The organism is Neobacillus rhizophilus (assembly GCF_018343535.1).
GTDB classification, from domain to species: domain Bacteria; phylum Bacillota; class Bacilli; order Bacillales; family Cytobacillaceae; genus Neobacillus; species Neobacillus rhizophilus.
Window position 1 is genome coordinate 103442 of record NZ_JAGYPF010000005.1, and the last position, 20897, is coordinate 124338.

At 41.5% G+C, this 20897-nt stretch carries 20 protein-coding genes and 1 other RNA gene; 14 read left to right on the forward strand and 7 right to left on the reverse strand.

Annotated features, from left to right (window positions below):
• Positions 1 to 14: 14 nt before the first annotated feature.
• The 5 genes from tpx to KHA99_RS23390 all read left to right on the forward strand — a co-directional run bounded on the left by tpx (position 15) and on the right by KHA99_RS23390 (position 5301).
• Entirely contained in the window at positions 15 to 515 is a 501-nt protein-coding gene (tpx, locus tag KHA99_RS23370) for a thiol peroxidase (protein WP_213119901.1), read from the forward strand.
• Between the two features lie 310 nt (positions 516 to 825).
• Positions 826 to 1809, forward strand: a complete 984-nt coding sequence (locus KHA99_RS23375) for a class I SAM-dependent methyltransferase (protein WP_213119902.1) — start codon at positions 826 to 828, stop codon at positions 1807 to 1809.
• Positions 1810 to 2650: 841 nt separating this feature from the next.
• Positions 2651 to 3844, forward strand: coding sequence for an acetate kinase (locus KHA99_RS23380; protein WP_213119903.1), 1194 nt, complete (start codon positions 2651 to 2653; stop codon positions 3842 to 3844).
• Positions 3845 to 3949: 105 nt separating this feature from the next.
• Positions 3950 to 4792: an EcsC family protein gene (locus KHA99_RS23385; protein WP_213119904.1), complete on the forward strand. Its 843-nt coding sequence runs from the start codon at positions 3950 to 3952 to the stop codon at positions 4790 to 4792.
• On the forward strand, positions 4789 to 5301 hold the full coding sequence (locus tag KHA99_RS23390; protein WP_213119905.1) for a MogA/MoaB family molybdenum cofactor biosynthesis protein: 513 nt from the start codon (positions 4789 to 4791) through the stop codon (positions 5299 to 5301). The genes KHA99_RS23385 and KHA99_RS23390 overlap by 4 nt, the downstream gene beginning before the upstream one ends.
• A gap of 70 nt (positions 5302 to 5371) precedes the next feature.
• On the opposite strand, the gene KHA99_RS23395 is transcribed toward KHA99_RS23390, so the two are convergent.
• Both KHA99_RS23395 and KHA99_RS23400 read right to left on the reverse strand, forming a co-directional pair.
• On the reverse strand, positions 5372 to 5686 hold the full coding sequence (locus KHA99_RS23395; RefSeq protein ID WP_213119906.1) for a hypothetical protein: 315 nt from the start codon (positions 5684 to 5686) through the stop codon (positions 5372 to 5374).
• Positions 5687 to 5803: 117 nt separating this feature from the next.
• Positions 5804 to 6256, reverse strand: coding sequence for a universal stress protein (locus tag KHA99_RS23400; protein WP_213119907.1), 453 nt, complete (start codon positions 6254 to 6256; stop codon positions 5804 to 5806).
• A 103-nt stretch (positions 6257 to 6359) separates the two neighbouring features.
• Between KHA99_RS23400 and KHA99_RS23405 the strand changes: the two genes are divergently transcribed.
• Together KHA99_RS23405 and ald are read left to right on the forward strand one after the other, a co-directional pair.
• Positions 6360 to 6518: a hypothetical protein gene (locus KHA99_RS23405; RefSeq protein WP_213119908.1), complete on the forward strand. Its 159-nt coding sequence runs from the start codon at positions 6360 to 6362 to the stop codon at positions 6516 to 6518.
• Between the two features lie 1187 nt (positions 6519 to 7705).
• Positions 7706 to 8824: an alanine dehydrogenase gene (gene ald, locus KHA99_RS23410; protein WP_213119909.1), complete on the forward strand. Its 1119-nt coding sequence runs from the start codon at positions 7706 to 7708 to the stop codon at positions 8822 to 8824.
• Positions 8825 to 8922: 98 nt separating this feature from the next.
• On the opposite strand, the gene ssrS is transcribed toward ald, so the two are convergent.
• Together ssrS and KHA99_RS23420 are read right to left on the reverse strand one after the other, a co-directional pair.
• A non-coding RNA gene (gene ssrS / locus KHA99_RS23415) (6S RNA) lies at positions 8923 to 9119 on the reverse strand.
• Positions 9120 to 9174: 55 nt separating this feature from the next.
• On the reverse strand, positions 9175 to 10272 hold the full coding sequence (locus tag KHA99_RS23420) for a M24 family metallopeptidase (protein WP_213119910.1): 1098 nt from the start codon (positions 10270 to 10272) through the stop codon (positions 9175 to 9177).
• A gap of 174 nt (positions 10273 to 10446) precedes the next feature.
• Here KHA99_RS23420 and KHA99_RS23425 point away from each other — a divergent pair, with 174 nt between their 5' ends.
• From KHA99_RS23425 to KHA99_RS23435, 3 genes are all read left to right on the forward strand, one after another.
• On the forward strand, positions 10447 to 11127 hold the full coding sequence (locus KHA99_RS23425) for a metal-dependent hydrolase (protein WP_213119911.1): 681 nt from the start codon (positions 10447 to 10449) through the stop codon (positions 11125 to 11127).
• A gap of 62 nt (positions 11128 to 11189) precedes the next feature.
• Positions 11190 to 11426, forward strand: coding sequence for a hypothetical protein (locus KHA99_RS23430; RefSeq protein ID WP_213119912.1), 237 nt, complete (start codon positions 11190 to 11192; stop codon positions 11424 to 11426).
• 119 nt (positions 11427 to 11545) lie between these two features.
• Positions 11546 to 12862 carry a CBS domain-containing protein gene (locus KHA99_RS23435; RefSeq protein WP_213119913.1) on the forward strand — a complete coding sequence of 439 codons (1317 nt, stop codon included), beginning with the start codon at positions 11546 to 11548 and terminating at the stop codon, positions 12860 to 12862.
• A gap of 49 nt (positions 12863 to 12911) precedes the next feature.
• Here the strand turns inward: KHA99_RS23435 and KHA99_RS23440 are convergent, their stop codons facing one another.
• Positions 12912 to 13220, reverse strand: a complete 309-nt coding sequence (locus tag KHA99_RS23440) for a YtpI family protein (protein ID WP_213119914.1) — start codon at positions 13218 to 13220, stop codon at positions 12912 to 12914.
• A 98-nt stretch (positions 13221 to 13318) separates the two neighbouring features.
• Here KHA99_RS23440 and KHA99_RS23445 point away from each other — a divergent pair, with 98 nt between their 5' ends.
• Entirely contained in the window at positions 13319 to 14251 is a 933-nt protein-coding gene (locus tag KHA99_RS23445; protein WP_213119915.1) for a DHH family phosphoesterase, read from the forward strand.
• A 144-nt stretch (positions 14252 to 14395) separates the two neighbouring features.
• Here KHA99_RS23445 and ytrI read toward each other — a convergent pair whose 3' ends face one another.
• Positions 14396 to 14899, reverse strand: a complete 504-nt coding sequence (ytrI, locus tag KHA99_RS23450) for a sporulation membrane protein YtrI (RefSeq protein ID WP_213119916.1) — start codon at positions 14897 to 14899, stop codon at positions 14396 to 14398.
• Positions 14896 to 15234, reverse strand: coding sequence for a sporulation membrane protein YtrH (gene ytrH, locus KHA99_RS23455; protein WP_213119917.1), 339 nt, complete (start codon positions 15232 to 15234; stop codon positions 14896 to 14898). The genes ytrI and ytrH overlap by 4 nt, the downstream gene beginning before the upstream one ends.
• Before the next feature lie 160 nt (positions 15235 to 15394).
• Between ytrH and dnaE the strand changes: the two genes are divergently transcribed.
• The 3 genes from dnaE (at position 15395) to KHA99_RS23470 (ending at position 20736) form a co-directional block, all read left to right on the forward strand.
• On the forward strand, positions 15395 to 18760 hold the full coding sequence (dnaE, locus tag KHA99_RS23460) for a DNA polymerase III subunit alpha (RefSeq protein WP_213119918.1): 3366 nt from the start codon (positions 15395 to 15397) through the stop codon (positions 18758 to 18760).
• A gap of 115 nt (positions 18761 to 18875) precedes the next feature.
• Positions 18876 to 20114, forward strand: a complete 1239-nt coding sequence (ystJ, locus tag KHA99_RS23465; protein ID WP_213119919.1) for an NADP-dependent malic enzyme — start codon at positions 18876 to 18878, stop codon at positions 20112 to 20114.
• Between the two features lie 55 nt (positions 20115 to 20169).
• On the forward strand, positions 20170 to 20736 hold the full coding sequence (locus KHA99_RS23470) for a FadR/GntR family transcriptional regulator (RefSeq protein ID WP_249366923.1): 567 nt from the start codon (positions 20170 to 20172) through the stop codon (positions 20734 to 20736).
• The last annotated feature ends 161 nt before the right edge of the window (positions 20737 to 20897 follow it).

Below are 20897 nucleotides of genomic sequence, written 5' to 3' on the forward strand. Positions count from 1 at the left end.
AGGAGGATGTAAAGATGGCAAATGTTACATTTAAGGGAAATCCGGTTACTCTATTAGGCAATGAGGTAAAAGTAGGAGACAAAGCTCCTAATTTCACAGTACTTGCCAATGACTTATCAGAAGTTACTTTAGACAACACCAAGGGGCAGGTTCGTTTAATCACTTCCGTTCCATCATTGGATACTGGGGTTTGTGATGCAGAAACACGCCGCTTTAACGAAGAAGCAAACAGTTTAGGTAATGTTAAAATTTTAACTGTAAGCGTGGACCTTCCATTTGCTCAAAAACGCTGGTGTGCAGCAGCTGGCATCGAAAATGTCCAAACCTTATCTGACCACCGTGACCTTTCTTTTGGAGAAGCTTACGGAGTAGCAATTGAAGGCTTAAGATTATTAACTCGTGCTGTATTTGTAGTTGATTCAAGCGATACTGTAACATATGTTGAGTATGTAAGCGAAGCTACGAATCATCCAAATTACGAAGCGGCTCTTGAAGCAGCAAAAAGCGCTAAGTAATAAGAAAAGCGGAAGCGCCTTCGGAACAAGCACAGCTTGTTCCTGCGAGGATTATTCGAAGGAGCTTTCCTTAGTGTACAGGGGCGACAGGCATAAGACGAGCCGGCGAGAAGGCTGTTTTTTAGCCTTCTTGACCGATTGGCTTATGACCCCGAGCCCCTAGGCGCTGGAGCTGGACAGTAATTAAATGAAGGCCTCCGCCGCGGCGGGGCCTTTTTAGCTAATAGGAAAGTATAAATTCAACTACGCCTCTGTCTTCGTCCTATCGGACTCGCCAGTCGGCAAGTTTACATTTATAGTGAGGTGTAATATGAATATTTCTTCAACTGAAAAATTGTTTACAATTTTTAATGAAACAGCTTTAGTCTTACAGGAAGAATTAGATTGTTCTTTTTTGGAAGCTTTAGCGGAGACCGGTGAGAATCTTTTCCAAGCCTCTATCCTTCAGGAAGAACTAAGTGAATTAACGCTAAAAAGACTGAAAAAGCAATATGAAGAGATAGATTTGGAGAAATACTCAAATGAGGATATTCGTAAGGCATTTCAGCTGGTTATTCTGAAAGGCATGAAAGAAAATGTTCAGCCCAACCATCAAATGACTCCTGATTCCGTTGGGATGCTCATTGCGTATTTGGTTGAGCGTTTTATTAAGATACCATCCTTCCGTTTGCTTGACCCTGCAGTTGGTACCGGGAATTTATTAATGACGATACTAAACCATGTTCATAAAGAAATTGCGGCTGTTGGGGTAGAGATTGATGATCTTTTAATAAAGCTTGCTTATGTAAATGCAAATTTACAAGAACATCCGGTCCAGTTCTTTAATCAGGATAGCCTTGAACCATTATTTATTGAATCAGTTGATGCAGTAGTGGCGGATTTGCCGATTGGATTTTATCCAAATGATATTCGAGCAGCAGATTACCAGCTAAAAGCGAAAGAGGGTCATTCCTATTCGCATCATTTGTTTATTGAGCAAAGCGTCCGCCATACGAAACCGGGGGGCTATTTATTCTTCCTCATCCCTAATGGGCTTTTTGAGAGCCCCCAAGCTGGACAACTCCATGAGTTTTTAAAGGAAGAGGTAATCATTCAAGGGCTAATGCAGCTGCCAAACAGCATGTTCCGTGATAAAAATGACGCAAAAAGCATTTTGGTTGTGCAGAAAAAAGGTGAGGAGGTAAAGCCGCCAAAACAGGCGTTGCTTGTCAATCTTCCAAGTCTATCCAATCGTCAGGAAATGGATAAAATTTTAGTGAATATCGAAAAATGGTTCCAGGAAAACAAAGGGTGATGTTAAAAGTCACCTCAGATTGTCGAGAAAGGGTATTTTTCTCGGCATTTTTTTATTTTGTCTAAATCTAGATTACGGCTTTTTAAATTAATTGATTATTTCTGCATAGGGGCCTGTTGATTTCCGCTCCGGGCACTCGCTTTCCGCGGGGAGTTCCTGGAGCCTCCTCGGCGCAATAGCGCCTGTGGGGTCTCCAGTGACCTCTATATCCCGCAGGAGTCGAGTGCCCTCCGCTCCAATCAACAGGGAGGCAAACAACCTAATGTATTGCAACACACTTTTCTAAACCTGCTAGGTGTGTTGTGAAGGTGGACATCTGGAACTAATCTTCAATAGACAAAATTAATTATTTACTCGGCTAGACTCTTTTGGCTTAAACATTTAATTCATCACTTATTTTTAATTAATTATTGTGGGTAATGGTCTTTATTGGAAACACCTGTTGATTGGCGCGGAAGGCACGAAGACTCCTGCGGGAGTACGGGGCAGGGGAGACCCCGCAGGAGTGAAGCGACGAGGAGACTCCGCGGCACGCCCGCGGAAAGCGAAGTGCCTGGAGCGCTAAATCAACAGACTTGTTGAAAGCCTAAAACTAGTGAATAAAAGGCTATCAAAAGTTGTTCGACAGCCTGGGGTGATGTTAAAATAACCTTTTTTCTATTTTAAGAAAAATGGGAATTTAATTATTATTTGCCGAAAACGCTGCCACTTTAAATTGACCTTGAAATGTATGTTCTTCAGTGTTTAAATGTGAAGTTGAGGGAGATAAACAAGAACGGTTTGCACAAAATAAAAGTGGGTATATGTCTATAGTTCGGTTTAAAAAAGGAGCGTTTAGCAAATGGCAAAAATAATCGCAATTAATGCAGGTAGTTCCTCTTTAAAATTTCAATTATTTGAAATGCCGGAAGAGGAAGTCATTACAAAAGGGTTAATTGAAAGAATCGGATTGAATGATTCGATTTTCAATATCACTGCTAACGGTGAAAAAATTCAAGAGACACTTGATATCCCAAATCATGGAGTAGCAGTTAAAATGCTGCTAGATAAACTGACATCACTTGGTATTATCCAATCCTTAAACAAAATCGACGGAGTTGGCCACCGCGTCGTCCATGGAGGAGAAGAATTTAACGATTCTGTTATCATTACGGATGAGGTATTAAATAAAATAGAAGCATTATCGGAGCTAGCCCCATTACACAATCCGGCGAATGTTACCGGAATTAAGGCATTCAAACAGGCGCTTCCAAATGTTCCGGCAGTGGCGGTGTTTGATACCGCATTTCACCAAACTATGCCTGCGAGCTCTTACCTTTATAGTCTTCCATATGAATATTACAAAAAATATGGCATTCGTAAGTACGGATTCCATGGAACCAGCCATAAATATGTTTCACAGCGGGCTGCTGAATTATTAGGCCGTCCGATTGAACAGCTGCGGTTAATTTCCTGCCACTTGGGGAATGGAGCAAGTATTACGGCCATTCAAGGAGGTAAGTCGATTGATACCTCCATGGGCTTTACACCGCTTGCCGGTGTTACGATGGGGACCCGCTCAGGAAATATTGACCCTGCTCTTATTCCATATATCATGGAGAAAACAGGGAAAACGGCTGAAGAAGTATTGGATGTTTTAAATAAAAAGAGTGGGATGCTGGCCGTGTCCGGTTTTTCAAGTGACCTCCGCGATATAGAAATCGAGGCAAAGCAAGGAAATGAACGAGCGAAGCTTGCGTTGAACGTGTTTTCAAATCGAATTCATAAATACCTAGGCTCCTATGCGGCCCGTATGTACGGTGTAGATGCGATTATTTTTACAGCAGGTATCGGAGAAAATAGCGATGTGATTCGTGAAAATGTTTTAAAAGGTCTGGAGTTTATGGGAGTTTACTGGGACCCTGCTCTCAACAAGGTAAGAGGCAAAGAAGCGTTTATCAACTATCCGCATTCACCTGTTAAAGTATTGGTCATCCCAACTAACGAAGAAGTTATGATAGCTAGGGACGTGCAGCGCTTAGCGGCATCTCATTAATTAATAAAAAGGCAAAGGCTAAAATAATGCGGCTTTTGCCTTTTTATCATTAAATTTTAATATGATATACTGAATAAAAAGGTTTTCAAAGGGTGGGATGGAAGCATGCCGTTAACAGACCAGGAAAGAAAAAAATTAGCCGAAATCCGGCATTGGGAAAGAAACTTATTAAGCTATGAAGCAAACGACTTTCAACTAACCTATGAAAAATATTTGGACCGGTCCTTCTCCATGTTGCCAGAGAATCTTCAAAGGCAGTTTTTTTCGGGTCTTGACAGCTGGCTGTTTCATTTGCACGGAATTATCCAAGGCTCCCAGCTTCAAATGGATGCAAAGGATAGAATCATCACCACCGCGAGGATTTTTAACAAGAATGCAGAAAAAATAGAAAACCTAAGGCAATTGGATTTCGATCAATTGCAGTACATAGCTGAACAGCAAATTGCCAAGCATCGTCTATATTCGTTTATCCAGGGTGGTTTGGCAGGAACCGGCGGGAAACTTTTGCTTGGGACGGATATTCCGGCCATTGCAGTAATTAATTTAAGAGTCGTTCAATTAATTGCCATGTCCTATGGTTTTGAAGTAAACACTCCCTATGAATTGATGACTTCTTTAAAGGTATTTCATACAGCGACGCTGCCGCCAAGTATGAAAAAAGATGCCTGGGGCTCTTTAATGACCGAATTGGAGCAGAATGAAAATCCTTATTTTTATGAAGGAACAGAAGAGATAACAGATATCACCTGGCTTGAGCAGCCACTTCAGCAGCTGTTTAAAGCGGTGGTCATTACATTATTCAGAAAAAAACTTGTTCAAGGGGTTCCGCTTATCAGTATGGCAATTGGAGCAGGTGCCAATTATCAACTGACGAGAAAGGTGACGGAATTGGCTCAGAAATACTATCAGCTTCGTTATTTAAAAGAAAAAGAGGAGTTTGGCGAATGAGTATTCAGGAACATAGAAAATCTGCCCAGGTTCAAGTGAATTGCAAAGTAATTACAGTTAGTGATACACGGGACAAAGAGACGGATAAAAGCGGCAGATTGATGAGGGATTTGCTAGAAGAAGCAGGGCACAAGGTTGTTGAATACTGTATTGTAAAGGACGAGGCTCTGCCCATTCAGGAGGAAATACTGAAAGGCTGTGAGCGTAGTGATATTGATGTGATCCTGACAAATGGCGGAACAGGTATTGCCAAACGAGATGTAACAATTGAAACGGTTCAAAGTCTGTTGGAAAAGGAAATGACCGGATTCGGTGAAATCTTTCGCATCCTGAGCTATCAAGAAGATATTGGTTCTGCGGCCATACTTTCAAGGGCAGTTGCAGGCGTTATTAAAAATAAAGCTGTTTTCTCAACACCAGGCTCCTCCGGCGCTGTAAAACTCGCTATGAACAAACTGATCTTGCCCGAAATCGGCCATGTCGTAAAAGAAATTAAAAAAGATTTATAGAAATGATAAGGGGCCATTACCCAGCACTGCTTTAATACTACGCAGCAGTGAGGTTATGGCCCTTATCTTTTTAGTGATGAACTTTTCCAGAAACTCTTTGGTCTGCCCGGTACCAAAGCCATAAATCATTGATGATGGAAGCCAGTTCGGAAATTTCCGTGTTTAATTGACAAGAGCGGGGGAAGTCATTTTCATCTGCAAGCTGTGCTTGCTTATGATTGATTTCCTGTTCCAGGTCCGCGATTCGGTCGGGAATCGAACCTCGTATCCGTTCCCAATGATAGAGAATAGCTTCTTGATTTGCTTTGCTGTACTGATCCCAATCCGCTCGTAAATCAGGTATATAAATGCCAAGACGTGAGTCGAATGTAAAGTCCTCTTTCATAGAAGCCTCCAAAAATCAATTATAGGTTGATTTTATTTTACTATACATCTATGGTGCATTCACGCAAAAAAGTTCAAAATTAAGCACGAAGCCTATCTAGCTTCGTGCAGTATGTCTTTATTCTATATCTTTTGAGGTACGGACGATGAGAACATCACATGGCGCGTAACGGGTAATATGTTCAGAAACGCTGCCAATAAAGAATCTTTCCACCAAATTCATTCCAGTTGCACCGCAAATAATTAAATCTACATTATGCTTCATAGCCAAATCCCTAGGAATTCTTACTTTAGGAGAACCGAAATCAATTTCATACTGAACATTAGAGAGACCTGCATCCTCTGCCTGTTTTTGGTAGTTTTCGAGCATATCCTTGGCTAGTTTCTCTGCTCTTTCTCCAACAACCGTGTCATAGGCTTCAATTAAGGCAAATGATCTAGTATCAATGACATGAACTAATAGAAGGCTGGAATTGTTCCTTTTTGCGACTTCAATCCCCTTTTTAAAAGCCCAATCTGCTTCCTTCGACCCGTCTATCGCTACTAAAATATGTTGATATTTAAGTCCCATGATTATCATCTCCTCACCTTGATTATACAATATTTAACAACGAATAATTGTTGCAATTTTTCGAACAATAATGAAGTAACTAACATAAAAAGAGGTGGGGTAAATGACTAAATTTGATCCGAATAAGCAATTTTCATTTGAGTTTGATGAAAATGGGGCAATTGAGGTAAGTGAACAAATTATGAATTCTTATAACAGCGGTTTTATTGGCGAAGGAACGGCGTTAGCGACAAAAGAAGATTTTTCAGCAATTGATGAATAGGAAAATGGCGGAGGCACTTTTTTGTCTAAATCTAAATTATCGTTTCTTTTAAATTGATTGTCTCTGCTAACTGGCCTGTTGATTTCCTCTCCGGGCACTCGCTTTCCGCGGGGAGGTCCTGGAGCCTCCTCGGCGCTATAAAGCGCCTGCGGGGTCTCCAGTGACCTCTCGATCCCGCAGGAGTCGAGTGCCCTCCGCTCCAATCAACAGGGTGGCGGATTAACCTAAATTATCGCCACACACTTTTTCGAACCTTGCTAAGTGTGTCGCCTTTATGAGGGACATATTTAATTCTTGGGTTTCTTCGATTTTGTCCCTCCTCAGCCTTATGAGGGATATTTAATTCTTGGGTTCCTTCGATTTTGTCCTTCATCGGCCTTATGAGGGAGATTTCCTGCTTGGGTTCCTTCGATTTGTCCTTCATTGTTCTTCGGGCAAGAAAATAGCTGCTTAATCTTGTGAGTTGAAGTTTTTATTCAATACACCTGTTGATTGGAGCGGAAGGGGCGAGACTCCTGCGGGAGTACGGTGCAGGAGAGACCCCGCAGGCGCTTCAGCGCCGAGGAGGCTCCCCGCAACGCCCGCGGAAAGCGAGCCCCTGGAGCGCAAATCAACAGACCTGTCTATTAGCCTTTATATTAATAGTCATATAACAAATTAACACAGTGAATTGTTAAAGAAAATAACTAAAATAAAAGGCTAATGAAAGTTTTAGGCAGCCCTTATTAATGTACATTAGTCTATGAAATTCTTCCGGAAAGGGCATTTACCCAAGAATTTACCTCCGCGTACGCATATTCTTTAGTGAATTATGAGAAAGAAATTTAAAAAATGGGGAGAGAAGCAGCGTATCACGTCATGAATATTATGCCCAATCATACCATAGTAGATATAAACCATCATATAACAGACCCAAGTGACCCGAGGATTCACCTTGGCTTTGGGTACGGAGGATTTCACCATGGTAGCTTTGGTCATATGGCGGTTTTGGAGTTGGACGCCCTTACGGTTTCGGCTTTGGTGCCCCGTTCTTGACGTGGGTGGCCCCAGGAGCCTTGTTATCACTGTATGGATACAGTTATGGATACCCATACTATGGATATCCATCTGGCTATTACTATTAAAATATGAATGCCTTGCCTAATATGGCAGGGCATCTTTAACAAATAGATTGGGAGGTATGGAAAATGCTAATTGGAGTACCTAAAGAAGTGAAAAACAATGAAAATCGTGTGGCCATGACTCCAGCAGGAGTAAGCAATTTGGTAAACTACGGCCATGAGGTTTACATTGAAAAAGGAGCCGGACTGGGGTCTGGATTCACCAATGATGATTATTTGGCGGCTGGGGCTAAATTAACTGAATCTGCAGACAAAGCTTGGTCAATGGATTTGGTTATGAAGGTGAAAGAACCGATTCCAAGTGAATATAAATATTTTCGGGAAGGTCTGATCCTGTTTACATATTTGCATCTAGCGCCTGAACCCGATTTAACAAAGGCTTTAATCGAAAACAAAGTGGTTGGTATCGCATATGAAACGGTCCAGCTGGCAAACGGAAGCCTTCCATTGTTAACACCAATGAGTGAGGTTGCAGGAAGAATGGCGGCCCAAGTTGGTGCGCAATTTTTAGAAAAGGTTTATGGCGGCAAGGGAATCCTTCTGTCCGGTGTACCTGGTGTCCAAAGAGGAACGGTGACAATTATTGGCGGTGGCGTTGCGGGGACAAATGCAGCCAAAATGGCGATTGGTTTGGGAGCAAAAGTGACAATCATTGATTTGAATCCAGACCGCCTTCGCCAATTAGATGATATTTTTGGCTCAGAAGTCACAACGTTAATGTCAAACCCTTATAATATTGCTGAAGCAGTAAAGGAATCAGATTTAGTAATTGGGGCGGTATTAATACCCGGTGCGAGAGCCCCGAGGCTAGTAACGGAAGAAATGATTAAGACAATGAAATCAGGGAGTGTCGTGGTGGACATCGCGATCGACCAAGGCGGAATTTTTGAAACAACCGACAAAATCACCACCCACGATAATCCGACTTATATTAAACATGGTGTTGTCCATTATGCTGTTGCCAACATGCCGGGAGCTGTTCCGAGAACTTCGACCATTGCTTTAACAAATGTAACCGTTCCTTATGCCGTTCAGATTGCCAATAAAGGCTACCGACAGGCCAGTTTAGAAAATGAAGCATTATTAAAAGGTATCAATACACTAGACGGATATGTAACCTATAAGGCGGTTGCCGAGGCTCAAGGGCTGGAATACAAAGAAGCAAAAGGCTTACTTGGCCAGTAAGGAACATGAAAAAAGGGAGGCCGCCAAAGCGCGTTCTCCCTTTTGTATTGAAAAGTAAAAACCAGCTTCATATGGAAGCTGGTGAGAAAGACCCAAATTAAAAAGCCGCATTTGCCGTACCTCATATAAGAAAGTTTTAAACCACCACTCCTCAAAGTGGGTGTTTTCAGAAGCTTTTCTGCGTGTCCTCCACGTCATATAGACAGAGGCTTGTCATTCCAGCTTCGATGTTTAAACTCCCTATAACAGCTTAAAGGTTAAAACTTTATTATTGTTACGTACAACGCAGCCTGTATTTGTATGTTACATCAAATCATTCTACAGTTCAATGTTAAAAAAATCCAAACTGGTTAATTTATTATTTGTAACTCTTTCGGAAATTTTGTTAATGCTCTCGCTCCATCGGCTGTAACATACACATCATCTTCAATGCGTACGCCCGCAATACCAGGAACGTAGATGCCCGGTTCAATAGTGTATACCATCCCTTCTTGAAGAACAAGCTTGTTTGTTTCCTTTATGGAAGGATATTCATGGATGCTAATTCCCAGCCCATGGCCAAGCCGATGTGGAAAATATTCTCCATAGCCTGCATCTGCGATGATTCTTCGGGCAGTCAAATCAACTTCCGCTGCTGTTACACCAGGCCTGCTTGCCTCTAATGCGGCTAACTGCGCTTTTAATACCGTATCATAGATTTCCTTTTGCTTATCGTTAATATCCCCGTAAGCAACTGTTCTTGTAATATCAGAACAATAGCGGTCGACGACAACGCCCAAATCAAATAAGATGAAATCGCCTTTTTTAATTTTGGTCATGCCTGGATTGCCGTGTGGAGAGGCGGCGTTCGCACCAGTTAACACCATAGTTGAAAACGACATTTCTTTTACGCCTTTTTGCTTTAGTGCGTATTCAAGGGCGTTAAGAACATCAAGCTCGGTTTTCCCTTCTTTAATTTCACTGGCGCCAAACTGAACTGCGTAATCTGCAAGGGCGCACGCCTCTTCAATCGCTTTTAATTCTTTTGCATCCTTAATCATGCGGAGAAGTCTTAATTTTTCTTCGGCAGAAATGAACGCTGCATTTGGGAATAATTCCGAAAGCTGTTCATAGCGTTCCACATTCATGTGTTCTTTTTCGATTGCTGCCTTTCCAACAGCAATTCCGCGCTTCTTAATCGCATTTACAATCATATCCCATGGATTGACAATGTCGTTAAAGCCAATGATTTCATGCTGCCAGCCGGCATTTTTTGCATTGTAAATCTCCATTTCCGGACAAACCAAAAACGGCTCTTCTTCTTGAAAGACAGCAAGAGCAAGCAATCGTTCATGCGGGTCTGTATAGTAGCCGCTTAAGTAAAATACATTTTCCGATGAAGTAACAAAGCTTACTTGAATATCATTTTCCTTCATCCAGATTTGCAGCTTTTCAATTCGTTGATTCATTAATAGTGCCTCCCTTAAAAAATCATTTTCTATTTGAGAGTAACAATTGAAAAATTAATTGTAAACAATCTGAACTTATGATGTGCTAAATCAGAAAAGATATGGGTATATTGTGGAAGGATTTCCTAAACTTTTATGGAAGTAGTTAATATAATTTTGAAAGGGGTAATGGAAATGAAAATTTCTTATCACGGCCATTCTGTCGTCCAAATTAACACGAATGGAAAAACGATTTTAATTGATCCGTTTATTACAGGAAATAGCTTAACAGATTTAAAGGCCGAGGAAGTGCATGCAGATGTGATTATTTTAACGCATGGACATAATGACCATGTCGGTGATACTGTGGCTATCGCCAAAAGATGCAGGTCACTTGTTGTTGCTAATGCCGACCTGACTACATATCTTAGCTGGCAGGGCGTTGAAACACATGGAATGAATATCGGCGGTGCGTATCATTTTGATTTTGGAACAGTTAAACTGACCCAGGCCTTTCATGGTTCAGGCTACGCAACACACAACAATGAAATCATTTATTGCGGCATGCCGACAGGAGTTTTATTTAGCAGTGAAGGAAAAACCATTTACCATGCAGGCGATACCGGATTGTTTTCCGACATGAAGTTGATTGGCGAACGTCATCCGATTGATGTTGCCTTCTTGCCGATTGGCGATAATTTTACAATGGGACCCGAGGATGCTGCCTATGCGGCTAAGCTATTGCAGGCAAAAACAGTGGTGCCAATTCACTACAATACATTCCCGCCAATCAAGCAGGATCCTAATCGATTCATTGAATTACTTGAAGAGAAAAATGGAAAAGTGTTAAACCCGGGTGAAGCAATCGAAATTTAACTACTTTTTTTCCTCCTTATAGCATAAAAATGAAACAAGCAGTCTGTTAAGGAGGAAGGAAGATGAAAAAGAATAGATATTTACTATGTATTTTACTGGCAGCACTTATGCTGTATTTTGCGGTTCCTAGGCTTTCGGTAACTGCTGGGGGGACGCAAGGAATCTTTTCAATCGCTTGGCTAGGATTTGCTCTAATGGTCATTGCCGGAAATCTTACCGCACTTCTTTATACACCAAAAAGGCAAATCTTAAAGCAGCAATTGGGGCAATTAAAGAAGAAATCCCGCTCTTTTCATTAAAGAGCGGGATTTCTATTTAGAGAATCCGCATTGAATCAGGACTTTTTTAACTCTATAATGAAATTGGAGACATTTTCGGATACGGTTAGATTGGAATTTGATTATAAAGGGTGAAGGTCTTGGCGACAAAGCATGAACAAATTTTAGAATATATTGATGGACTGCCAATCGGGGAGAAAATCTCTGTCAGGCAAATTGCCAAAGCAATGAGTGTCAGCGAAGGAACTGCTTATCGTGCCATTAAAGAAGCCGAGAATAAAGGCTATGTCAGTACGATAGAACGGGTTGGCACGATTCGGATTGAACGGAAGAAAAAGGAAAATATTGAAAAACTCACCTTTGCGGAAGTGGTCAACATTGTCGACGGTCAAGTATTGGGCGGAAGAACGGGACTGCATAAAACGCTCAATAAATTTGTGATCGGTGCTATGAAATTGGAAGCGATGATGCGCTACACTGAGGCAGGAAATCTGTTAATCGTCGGAAATCGGACACAGGCCCATGAGCTTGCGTTGAAAGCTGGAGCAGCCGTACTCGTTACCGGAGGCTTTGACACGGAGGAGCAAGTTAAACGACTAGCAGACGAACTTGAGCTTCCGGTAATCTCTTCAAGCTACGACACTTTTACTGTTGCTACGATGATAAATCGGGCGATTTACGACCAATTAATTAAAAAAGAAATAATTTTAGTAGAAGATATCTTAACACCTTTATCGGAGACTTATTATTTAAAATCAACCGATAAGGTTTCAAGGTGGCATGAATTAAACCAGCAAACTACACATAGCCGCTACCCTGTTGTTGACCATAACATGAGAATTCAGGGGATGGTAACAAGCAAAGATGTTTTGGGTCAGGATATGGATATAACGATTGATAAAATAATGACAAGGCAGCCTATGACTGTAAACGGTAAAACAAGTATTGCTTCAACGGCGCATATGATGGTCTGGGAAGGGATAGAGGTACTTCCTGTAGCGGACGACTCCAATCACCTAGACGGTCTGATCAGCAGGCAGGATGTCCTGAAGGCACTGCAAATGAACCAGCGGCAGCCACAGGTGGGGGTAACTCTTGATGATATTGTCACCAATCAAATAGGAATTTTACAGGGGAAAGATAAAGGGGAAGATGCATTTACCTGTGAAGTGACCCCGCAAATGACAAATCACCTTGGAACCATTTCCTATGGTGTATTTACGACCATCGTCTCCGACGCCGCTAACCGAGTGCTGAGAAGCTATAAAAAAGGCGATCTTGTCGTCGAAAATATGACAATTTACTTTATTAAACCCGTTCAAATGGAAAGTACATTGGAAATCTATCCAAGAGTGCTGGAAGTAGGTCGAAAGTTTGGAAAGGTAGACGTGGAAGTATTTAATGAAGGCGTTCTTGTCGGAAAAGCAATGATGATGTGCCAATTGATTGACAGATAACATGACAAATAGCCGCTTCCTTCGTATTTAGGGAGCGGCTATAATTATATTATTTTTCTGCCTCAAGCATTTCAGCTTCTTCAATAGCAAACCGATGGTAATGCTTATACTTTTTGAATCCTACCCAACTAAATAAGACTCCATATATAATGAATATGGCTGCAACGATATAAGACGCAGTTGAGGTGGAAAGAAAGATGGTATTAATCCCAAACATAAGGACAAAAAGTCCGAGGGCAATATTGGACTTAGCGGAAAGCCATTTCTTTTCAACAGGACGGTTGCTCCGGATATATTTTGTTTTATAAAATAAATAAAAAGCAAATAAAATAACGATAAGAAAAACCAAACCTAGCATCTAATGTTCCTCCAATTTTAAAAATCACCTAATATTTTACCTGTATTTGAAGGGAAATGCTACAATGTTTATAAAAGGATGGTTGAAAAGGAGAATATATGAAAGAGAAAATACTGGAAACAATCAAACAATATGACACGATTATTATCCATCGCCACGTTCGTCCTGATCCTGATGCCTATGGTTCACAGGGCGGACTGGCAGCTATCTTAAAGGCGTCTTTTCCGGAGAAGAATATTTATGCGGTAGGGCAGGAGGAGCCGACTCTTCACTTTATGAGAAGGTTGGATGAAATCGCAGAAGAAGTTTATGAGGGCGCACTGGTGATCGTCTGCGATACAGCCAATCAAGAAAGGATTGACGATAAGCGCTATACTAAGGGGGATATGCTGATTAAAATCGATCATCACCCAAATGAAGATCCGTATGGCGATTTACTCTGGGTCGATACGGCTGCTAGTTCTTGCAGCGAAATGATTTATGAATTTTATTTAGATGGAAAAGAAAAAGGGCTAAAAATAAATGATGAAGCAGCAAGGCTGTTATTCGGCGGCATCGTCGGGGATACCGGAAGATTTCTGTTTCCGAGTACAACGGACAAGACATTTGCCTATGCGGGAGAGTTGATCCACTTTAATTTCTCGCGTACAGAGTTGTTTGACAGAATGTATGAACTAGAACCAAATATTATTAAGTTAAATGGGTACATATTGCAGAACTTTGAAATGCAAGAAAACGGAGTTGCAGCAGTGAGACTGACAAAGGAATTGCTTGAGGAATACCAGGCAAGACCTGCGGAAGCGTCATTATTAGTCAGTACCTTAGGCGATGTAAAAGGGATTAAAGCATGGGTTTTCTTCATTGAGGAAAGCGACCAAATAAGGGTGCGGCTGCGTTCAAAGGGACCGGTCATCAATGTGGTCGCTAGGAAGTTTAACGGAGGAGGCCATCCGTTAGCGGCAGGTGCCTCCATCTATTCTTGGGATGAAGTAGATAATGTGCTTAGAGAACTACATGCGGTTTGTAAATAATACACAAAGAAACGGCCTGGCAGCGGCCGTTTCTTTATTCGGTTAATAGGAAATAATAAATTTTCACAAATTTATTATTTCCTAACGCATGAATTCAACTACGTCCCTGTATTCGTCCTATCGGACTCGCCAATCGACGAGTTTTCATTCAGCAAATTCCATTTCCAATTGAATGGTCAGTGTCGTATAGATAACCATTTCCTTTACCTTAAGCCGGTAGCGCTTTTCGTTTAATTCATATGGTTTGTTTTCGATGATTTTTTTCAGCATGTCTTTGCTCTTAGCGACTGTTTCCAAATCTTTGGCCAGCACTATTTTGATATCATCTCTGACTGCTTCCTCTGTTTGAAAAACACTGAATTGATCTAGTTTGTATTTCTCCCAGTTGGTTATTCGGATATTTATTTTTTCAATCGTGATTTTTCCTAAATTTTTATTATTCAATTCAGCGTAATCTTGCTGCCAAATTTTAACGTCGTCTTTTAACTCTGCTATATCCTTCTGCTGCTTTCTGATTAATTTTGCATTGTCCTCTTGAAAAACTCCATAAATATATAAAAATATGCACCAGCTGATGGCACCGCCAACGGCCATTCCGGAAATAAAACGCTGCCACGAAGGTCTGCGGTAATAAGGCGGAATTCTCATGACGAAATATGCTCCTGGGTCAGCCAGTTAATGATCAGTGCACCTGTCTGGGCACCGCCCAAGGCCGAAAGAATTAATAGAAATTGCTTAAATAGGTCTTTCGTATCGGCGTTTAAAAAACCGCGTTCAAATGTATAAACCGCATCAAAAGTTCCTCCTATCGCCGCTACAATCGCCCAAATTCTAAGGGCGGATGATAATCGGTAAACTGTTGTTAATGGAGGCTGTCCAGTTATAAAGGAGGCAATCCCCCCAATAAGCGAACCTCCCAGCACAACTCCCAAGGCAATAAAATAGCTTTCGATAAAAGCTGGAAAAAAACCAAGTTCTTTCATTCCTTCAACCGCCTTTGTCTAGCCAAATGATCTTTATACATTTATATGGACAAGTGCAATTTAATATGAGTTGGCAGTGAAAAATAGAACATATTTTCTTTTTTTCATATCAAGTTTTATAATGGAAGTAAGATAAAAGTAGAATGAGAGGTGTGACCGGATGTCTTTTATTCACCTTCATGTATATAGTGCGTATAGTTTATTGACCAGCACGGCGTCTGTATCCGATTTAGTGGAGAATGCCCGAAACAAAGGATTTCGAACGCTGGCATTAACCGACCGGAATGTTATGTACGGGACGATTGAATTTTATAAGCTTTGCAAAAAACAGCAAATAAAACCAATTATCGGACTGACGGTGGATATCGAAAGTGAACGGATGGAAGAAGAAACGTATCCACTTGTGTTGTTAGCGGAAAATGACGCAGGCTATAAGAATCTATTAAAAATATCCAGTGCCGTGCAAACAAAGGCTGAAAATGGAATTCCTCACAAATGGCTCAAGGCTTATTCTAAGGGGCTCATTGCCATTACACCGGGAATAGAAGGCGAGATTGAGCAGGCTTTATTAACAAACGAAGTGGCTTTGGCCAAAGATCTTGCTCTTGAACTTTCCGGTATTTTTGGCTGCGGCAATTTTTATCTTGCCCTTCAAGACCATCAGCTTGAACAGGAAAAAACACTTAGGGAACCGCTTCTCCGGCTTTCAAAAGAATGGAATATCCCGCTCGCAGCCACCAATCAAGTCTATTATTTGGAAAAAGAAGATATGTTTGCTCATGAATGTCTGTTAGCCATTAAGAATGGCGACAAATTGCAGGACGACCATCGGCAGCAGCTGGGCAGTGACCAATTCTATTTAAAAAGTTCCGCTGAAATGGCTGAGTGCTTTGCGGATTTCCCGGAGGCGCTGGAAAATACGCTTAGGATTGCTGAACGTTGTAATATAAACATAAATTTAGACAAAACATACCTGCCTTCCTTTCCAACGGAAAACGGCATACCTGCCGAAGAGTATCTGGAAAAACTTTGTCAAAAAGGTTTAAAGGAAAGAATTTCGGAGGAACCATCAACGAAGTACTTGGACCGCTTGGCCTATGAATTGAATGTAATTAAGCGGATGCAGTTCAGCAATTATTTTTTAATTGTTTGGGATTTTATGAGATACGCACGGGAAAAGGGGATTTTAACCGGACCGGGCAGGGGATCTGCTGCTGGGTCCCTGGTCGCCTATGTGTTATACATAACCGATGTTGACCCGCTTGAGCATAATCTGTTATTTGAGAGATTTTTAAATCCTGAACGGATTTCCATGCCTGATATTGATATCGATTTTCCCGACCATCGCCGGGATGAGGTCATTGAATATGTGGCACAAAAATATGGAGAGCTGCATGTTGCACAAATTGCTACATTCGGTACACTTGCTGCGAAAGCGGCCTTAAGGGATGTCGGCAGGGTGTTTGGTCTAAATACGAAAGAGTTGGATTATATGTCAAGGCTTATTCCTTCTCGCCCGGGTCTAACCTTAAAGGATGCCTATAAGGAATCGGAAGGTTTACGGAAATTCATCCAGGAGACTCCTTTAAATAGCCGATTGTTTAATACAGCGCTGAAACTGGAAGGGCTGCCCCGTCACACCTCAACGCATGCTGCAGGTGTTGTCATCAGTGAGAAGCCGTTAATCGACTTAATTCCGATTCAGCAAGGATCAGGTGAGATTTTTTTAACCCAGTTTTCTATGGAATACTTAGAGGAACTGGGCCTGCTCAAAATGGACTTCTTGGGGCTTAGAAATTTATCGTTAATTGAAACGATCCTATCTTCCATCTATCGCCACACAGGAAGGAGATTGGATATTGGCTCTATTCCGCTTGATGATGCAAAAACCTTCAATCTATTAGCTCAAGGCGAAACAACAGGTATTTTTCAGCTTGAATCAGAGGGAATGAGGAAGGTGTTAACACGCCTGAAGCCGACTCGTTTTGAGGATATTGTCGCTGTCAATGCTTTGTACAGGCCGGGTCCGATGGAAAATATCCCGCTTTTTATTGACAGGAAGCATGGCCTGCAGAAAATTGATTATCCGCATCCTGACCTTCAGACAATCCTTGAGAATACGTACGGGGTCATTGTCTATCAAGAACAAATTATGCAGATTGCTTCCATCATGGCAGGATTTTCCCTTGGTGAAGCAGATCTGTTAAGAAGAGCGGTCGGGAAGAAACAAAAAGAAGTGTTGGATAAAGAGCGTCAGCATTTTGTCCGAGGCGCGCTGAAGAAGGGATACAGCGAAGCTTTGGCGAATGAAATATATGATTTGATTGTCCGATTCGCCAATTATGGGTTTAATCGCAGCCATGCGGTGGCTTATAGCTTAATTGCCTATCAGCTCGCCTTTTTAAAAGCCAATTATCAGGTTCACTTTATGGCTGGCCTGCTTACCTCCGCCATCGGAAACGAAGCGAAAATCGGCCAGTATATTTTAGAAGCAAAACAAAAGGAAATCGCTATTCTGTCTCCTTCCATTAATTTGAGTACTTATTTATTTCAAGTGGAGAAAGGGAAAATCCGCTATAGTCTGGGGGCCATCCGCGGGGTCGGGGCGGCTGCTTTGAAGGAAATTTTTCAAGCGAGAAAACGAAAGAAGTTTAGCGATTTATTTGATTTTTGTATCAGGGTATCGGGAAAGGCAATCAATCGCAAAACACTTGAATATCTGGTCTATTCCGGCAGTTTTGATGAATTTGGGGAGGACCGGGCCGTGCTCTTGGCCAGTCTGGATGTTGCGATTGAGCATGCGCAAATATTTAAAATGGATGACACAAATCAAATTGATATGTTCGAGGATGAAATGATTCCGAAACCGAAATATGTGCAGGTTGATGAAATGACCCAACAAATAAAGCTTTCCTATGAAAAAGAGGCGCTTGGTTTATATCTTTCTGATCACCCAATCTCTATTTATGAAAAAAAGCTTAGACGGGCAGGTGCTCAAGCCTTATTTCAATTAAATAGCCAGGGCAGGAAGGCGGCAGCAGGAGTCTACATTACATCCAAAAAATCAATCCGGACGAAAAAAGGGGAATCAATGGCCTTTTTAACTATAAGTGATCCAACCGGTGAAATGGAGGCGGTCGTTTTTCCTGATGCATACCGAAAATTTTCCCAATACTTAGGGGAAGGATGCTTTGCCCTGCTTGAAGGGAAAGTCGAAGAACGTGATGGAAAGCAGCAATTGATTATTCAACAAGTTACAGAAATCGAGAAATGGCTGGATGCGCATGCAGACAGACAGCCTGTGCTGTATTTAAAAATCACCCAAGACAAGGAAAATGAAAGGACTCTCCAAGAATTAAACAAGCTTCTAAGTAGAAATAAGGGTAATGCAACGGTAGTCATGCATTATGAAACCACAAAGAAAACTGTAAGATTAGGCGCGGAAATAAATATTAACCCCCATCCGGAAATCATCCAATCCTTAAAGGATTTATTGGGTGGTCATAATGTAGTCCTGAAAGATTAAATCTTTACAACTTTCGAAGATATGTTATAGTGGTAAGGAGACATGTGTGGTCTGACCACCAATGTTAAAACGGGGAATTTATTTTATTTTTTTATTCATTTGCGGGGTGACAGTCTTGACTTTAAGAGAAGAAGCATTACATATGCATCGAATTAATAAAGGGAAATTAGAGTCGAAATCGAAGGTGCCAGTAAGAAATGCACAGGATTTAAGCTTAGCCTATTCTCCAGGTGTAGCGGAACCTTGTAAGGATATTTATGAAAAACCGGAAACTGTCTACGACTATACAATGAAAGGGAATATGGTTGCAGTTGTTTCTGACGGAACAGCCGTACTTGGACTTGGCAATATTGGCCCTGAAGCAGCGCTGCCGGTAATGGAGGGTAAAGCGGTCTTGTTTAAGAGCTTTGCTGGCGTTGATGCCTTTCCAATTTGTTTAAACACCACCGATGTAGACAAAATTGTTGAGACTGTTAAGCTTTTAGAACCTACCTTTGGTGGGGTAAATCTTGAAGATATTGCCGCCCCAAATTGCTTTGTCATTGAGGAAAGACTAAAGAAGGAAGCGAATATTCCAGTGTTCCATGATGACCAGCATGGGACAGCTATTGTAACCGTGGCAGGACTTGTCAATGCTTTAAAGCTGACAGGCAAGAAAATGACGGAGATTAAAGTCGTTGCTAATGGTGCAGGAGCTGCAGGGATTGCCATTATAAAATTGTTATTTAGCTATGGTGTAAGAGACATCATCATGTGTGACACTAAAGGTGCGATATACGAAGGCCGTCCTGAAGGCATGAACAATGTGAAGGCTGAAGTGGCGAAGTATACGAACCGCGACAGCTTGGCAGGAAGCCTGAAGGATGTAATTAAGGGTGCCGATGTATTCATCGGAGTTTCCGCTGCGGGTTCATTAACGAAAGAAATGGTTGCATCCATGAATACTGATCCGATTATTTTTGCGATGGCAAACCCGGTTCCGGAAATTATGCCTGATGAAGCGAAAGAAGCAGGGGCAAAAGTGGTGGGAACTGGACGTTCTGATTTTCCAAATCAGGTAAACAATGTTCTTGCATTCCCTGGGATTTTCCGCGGAGCACTTGATGTTCGGGCTACCCATATTAATGAAAAAATGAAAATTGCTGCTGTTGAAGCCATTGCTGGTTTGATTAAGGAAGAGGAAATCAATGCAGACTATGTCATTCCGGGGCCATTTGACCCGCGGGTTGCTCCTAATGTTGCCGCTGCAGTAGCAAAAGCTGCTATGGAAACAGGTGTAGCACGGATAAAAGTAGATCCTGAAGAAATAAAGGAAAAAACAAAAAGGCTCGCTCTAATTGGCAAAAGTGAGTGATTCTTTCGTGAGCAATTCTAAAGTGTACCTAGAGATTTTAAAACAGCTAAGAGAAATGATAACGGATGATGGACTAAAGCAGGGGGATAAAATTCCTTCGGAACGTGAACTGTCTGAGCGCCTGAATGTCGGGCGCTCTTCCGTTAGAGAAGCACTGAGAGCTTTGGAACTGTTAGGTTTAATTGAAACACGCCGGGGGGAGGGTACTTATCTTCGTGACTTCCGGGGTAATCAATTGGTCCAGCTTCTCAGCACGTTTATTTTGCAGGATGAAAAAGCAAAACTGGATGTCTTCGAAACAAAAAACTTTATTGAAATGGATGGTCTGCGCCTCGCACTGAAAAGAATGGACCGATTGAATATCGCTGCCGTGAAAGATTGGGTGACGGAGTCAGAAGGATTCCAGGATGATGAATTTTTTTATCAGATTTTTGAAGCCGCAGACAACCATCTTTTTTTTAAGATTTGGGAAATCTTAAAGGATTACTATCATTCGTTATCTTCTTCTCCTGTAGAGTACAAGCGTGAAGACTATCTATATTTATTGGATGCAATGGCTGATAAAGACGAAATGAAGGTCTTTTTGGCATACGGCCAACTACGAAAATTGTCATCTGTCTAACGACAGAAAGCAACAGATTTTGAACTTTTTTTATTTTATAGTAAATTATACAAGCCCCCTACATAGGGCATTTTTAAATCCTTCAGTGGTCTGGCCACCTATCGGTATATGTATGAGAAAGACAATTGTTAGAAAGACTGCTGATAGATTATCGTCATCAG

Bases quoted from the DNA above. Each gene is read 5' to 3' on its own strand.
- KHA99_RS23395 (WP_213119906.1), bottom strand. From the start codon at position 5,686: ATGAAAGAGGACTTTACATTCGACTCACGTCTTGGCATTTATATACCT.
- KHA99_RS23425 (WP_213119911.1), top strand. From the start codon at position 10,447: ATGAAAATTTCTTATCACGGCCATTCTGTCGTCCAAATTAACACGAAT.
- ald (WP_213119909.1), top strand. From the start codon at position 7,706: ATGCTAATTGGAGTACCTAAAGAAGTGAAAAACAATGAAAATCGTGTG.
- ytrH (WP_213119917.1), bottom strand. From the start codon at position 15,234: ATGAAAGAACTTGGTTTTTTTCCAGCTTTTATCGAAAGCTATTTTATT.
- ytrI (WP_213119916.1), bottom strand. From the start codon at position 14,899: ATGAGAATTCCGCCTTATTACCGCAGACCTTCGTGGCAGCGTTTTATT.
- KHA99_RS23400 (WP_213119907.1), bottom strand. From the start codon at position 6,256: ATGGGACTTAAATATCAACATATTTTAGTAGCGATAGACGGGTCGAAG.
- KHA99_RS23405 (WP_213119908.1), top strand. From the start codon at position 6,360: ATGACTAAATTTGATCCGAATAAGCAATTTTCATTTGAGTTTGATGAA.
- KHA99_RS23380 (WP_213119903.1), top strand. From the start codon at position 2,651: ATGGCAAAAATAATCGCAATTAATGCAGGTAGTTCCTCTTTAAAATTT.
- KHA99_RS23385 (WP_213119904.1), top strand. From the start codon at position 3,950: ATGCCGTTAACAGACCAGGAAAGAAAAAAATTAGCCGAAATCCGGCAT.
- KHA99_RS23470 (WP_249366923.1), top strand. From the start codon at position 20,170: ATGATAACGGATGATGGACTAAAGCAGGGGGATAAAATTCCTTCGGAA.
- KHA99_RS23430 (WP_213119912.1), top strand. From the start codon at position 11,190: ATGAAAAAGAATAGATATTTACTATGTATTTTACTGGCAGCACTTATG.
- KHA99_RS23445 (WP_213119915.1), top strand. From the start codon at position 13,319: ATGAAAGAGAAAATACTGGAAACAATCAAACAATATGACACGATTATT.
- KHA99_RS23440 (WP_213119914.1), bottom strand. From the start codon at position 13,220: ATGCTAGGTTTGGTTTTTCTTATCGTTATTTTATTTGCTTTTTATTTA.
- tpx (WP_213119901.1), top strand. From the start codon at position 15: ATGGCAAATGTTACATTTAAGGGAAATCCGGTTACTCTATTAGGCAAT.
- KHA99_RS23420 (WP_213119910.1), bottom strand. From the start codon at position 10,272: ATGAATCAACGAATTGAAAAGCTGCAAATCTGGATGAAGGAAAATGAT.
- dnaE (WP_213119918.1), top strand. From the start codon at position 15,395: ATGTCTTTTATTCACCTTCATGTATATAGTGCGTATAGTTTATTGACC.
- KHA99_RS23390 (WP_213119905.1), top strand. From the start codon at position 4,789: ATGAGTATTCAGGAACATAGAAAATCTGCCCAGGTTCAAGTGAATTGC.
- KHA99_RS23375 (WP_213119902.1), top strand. From the start codon at position 826: ATGAATATTTCTTCAACTGAAAAATTGTTTACAATTTTTAATGAAACA.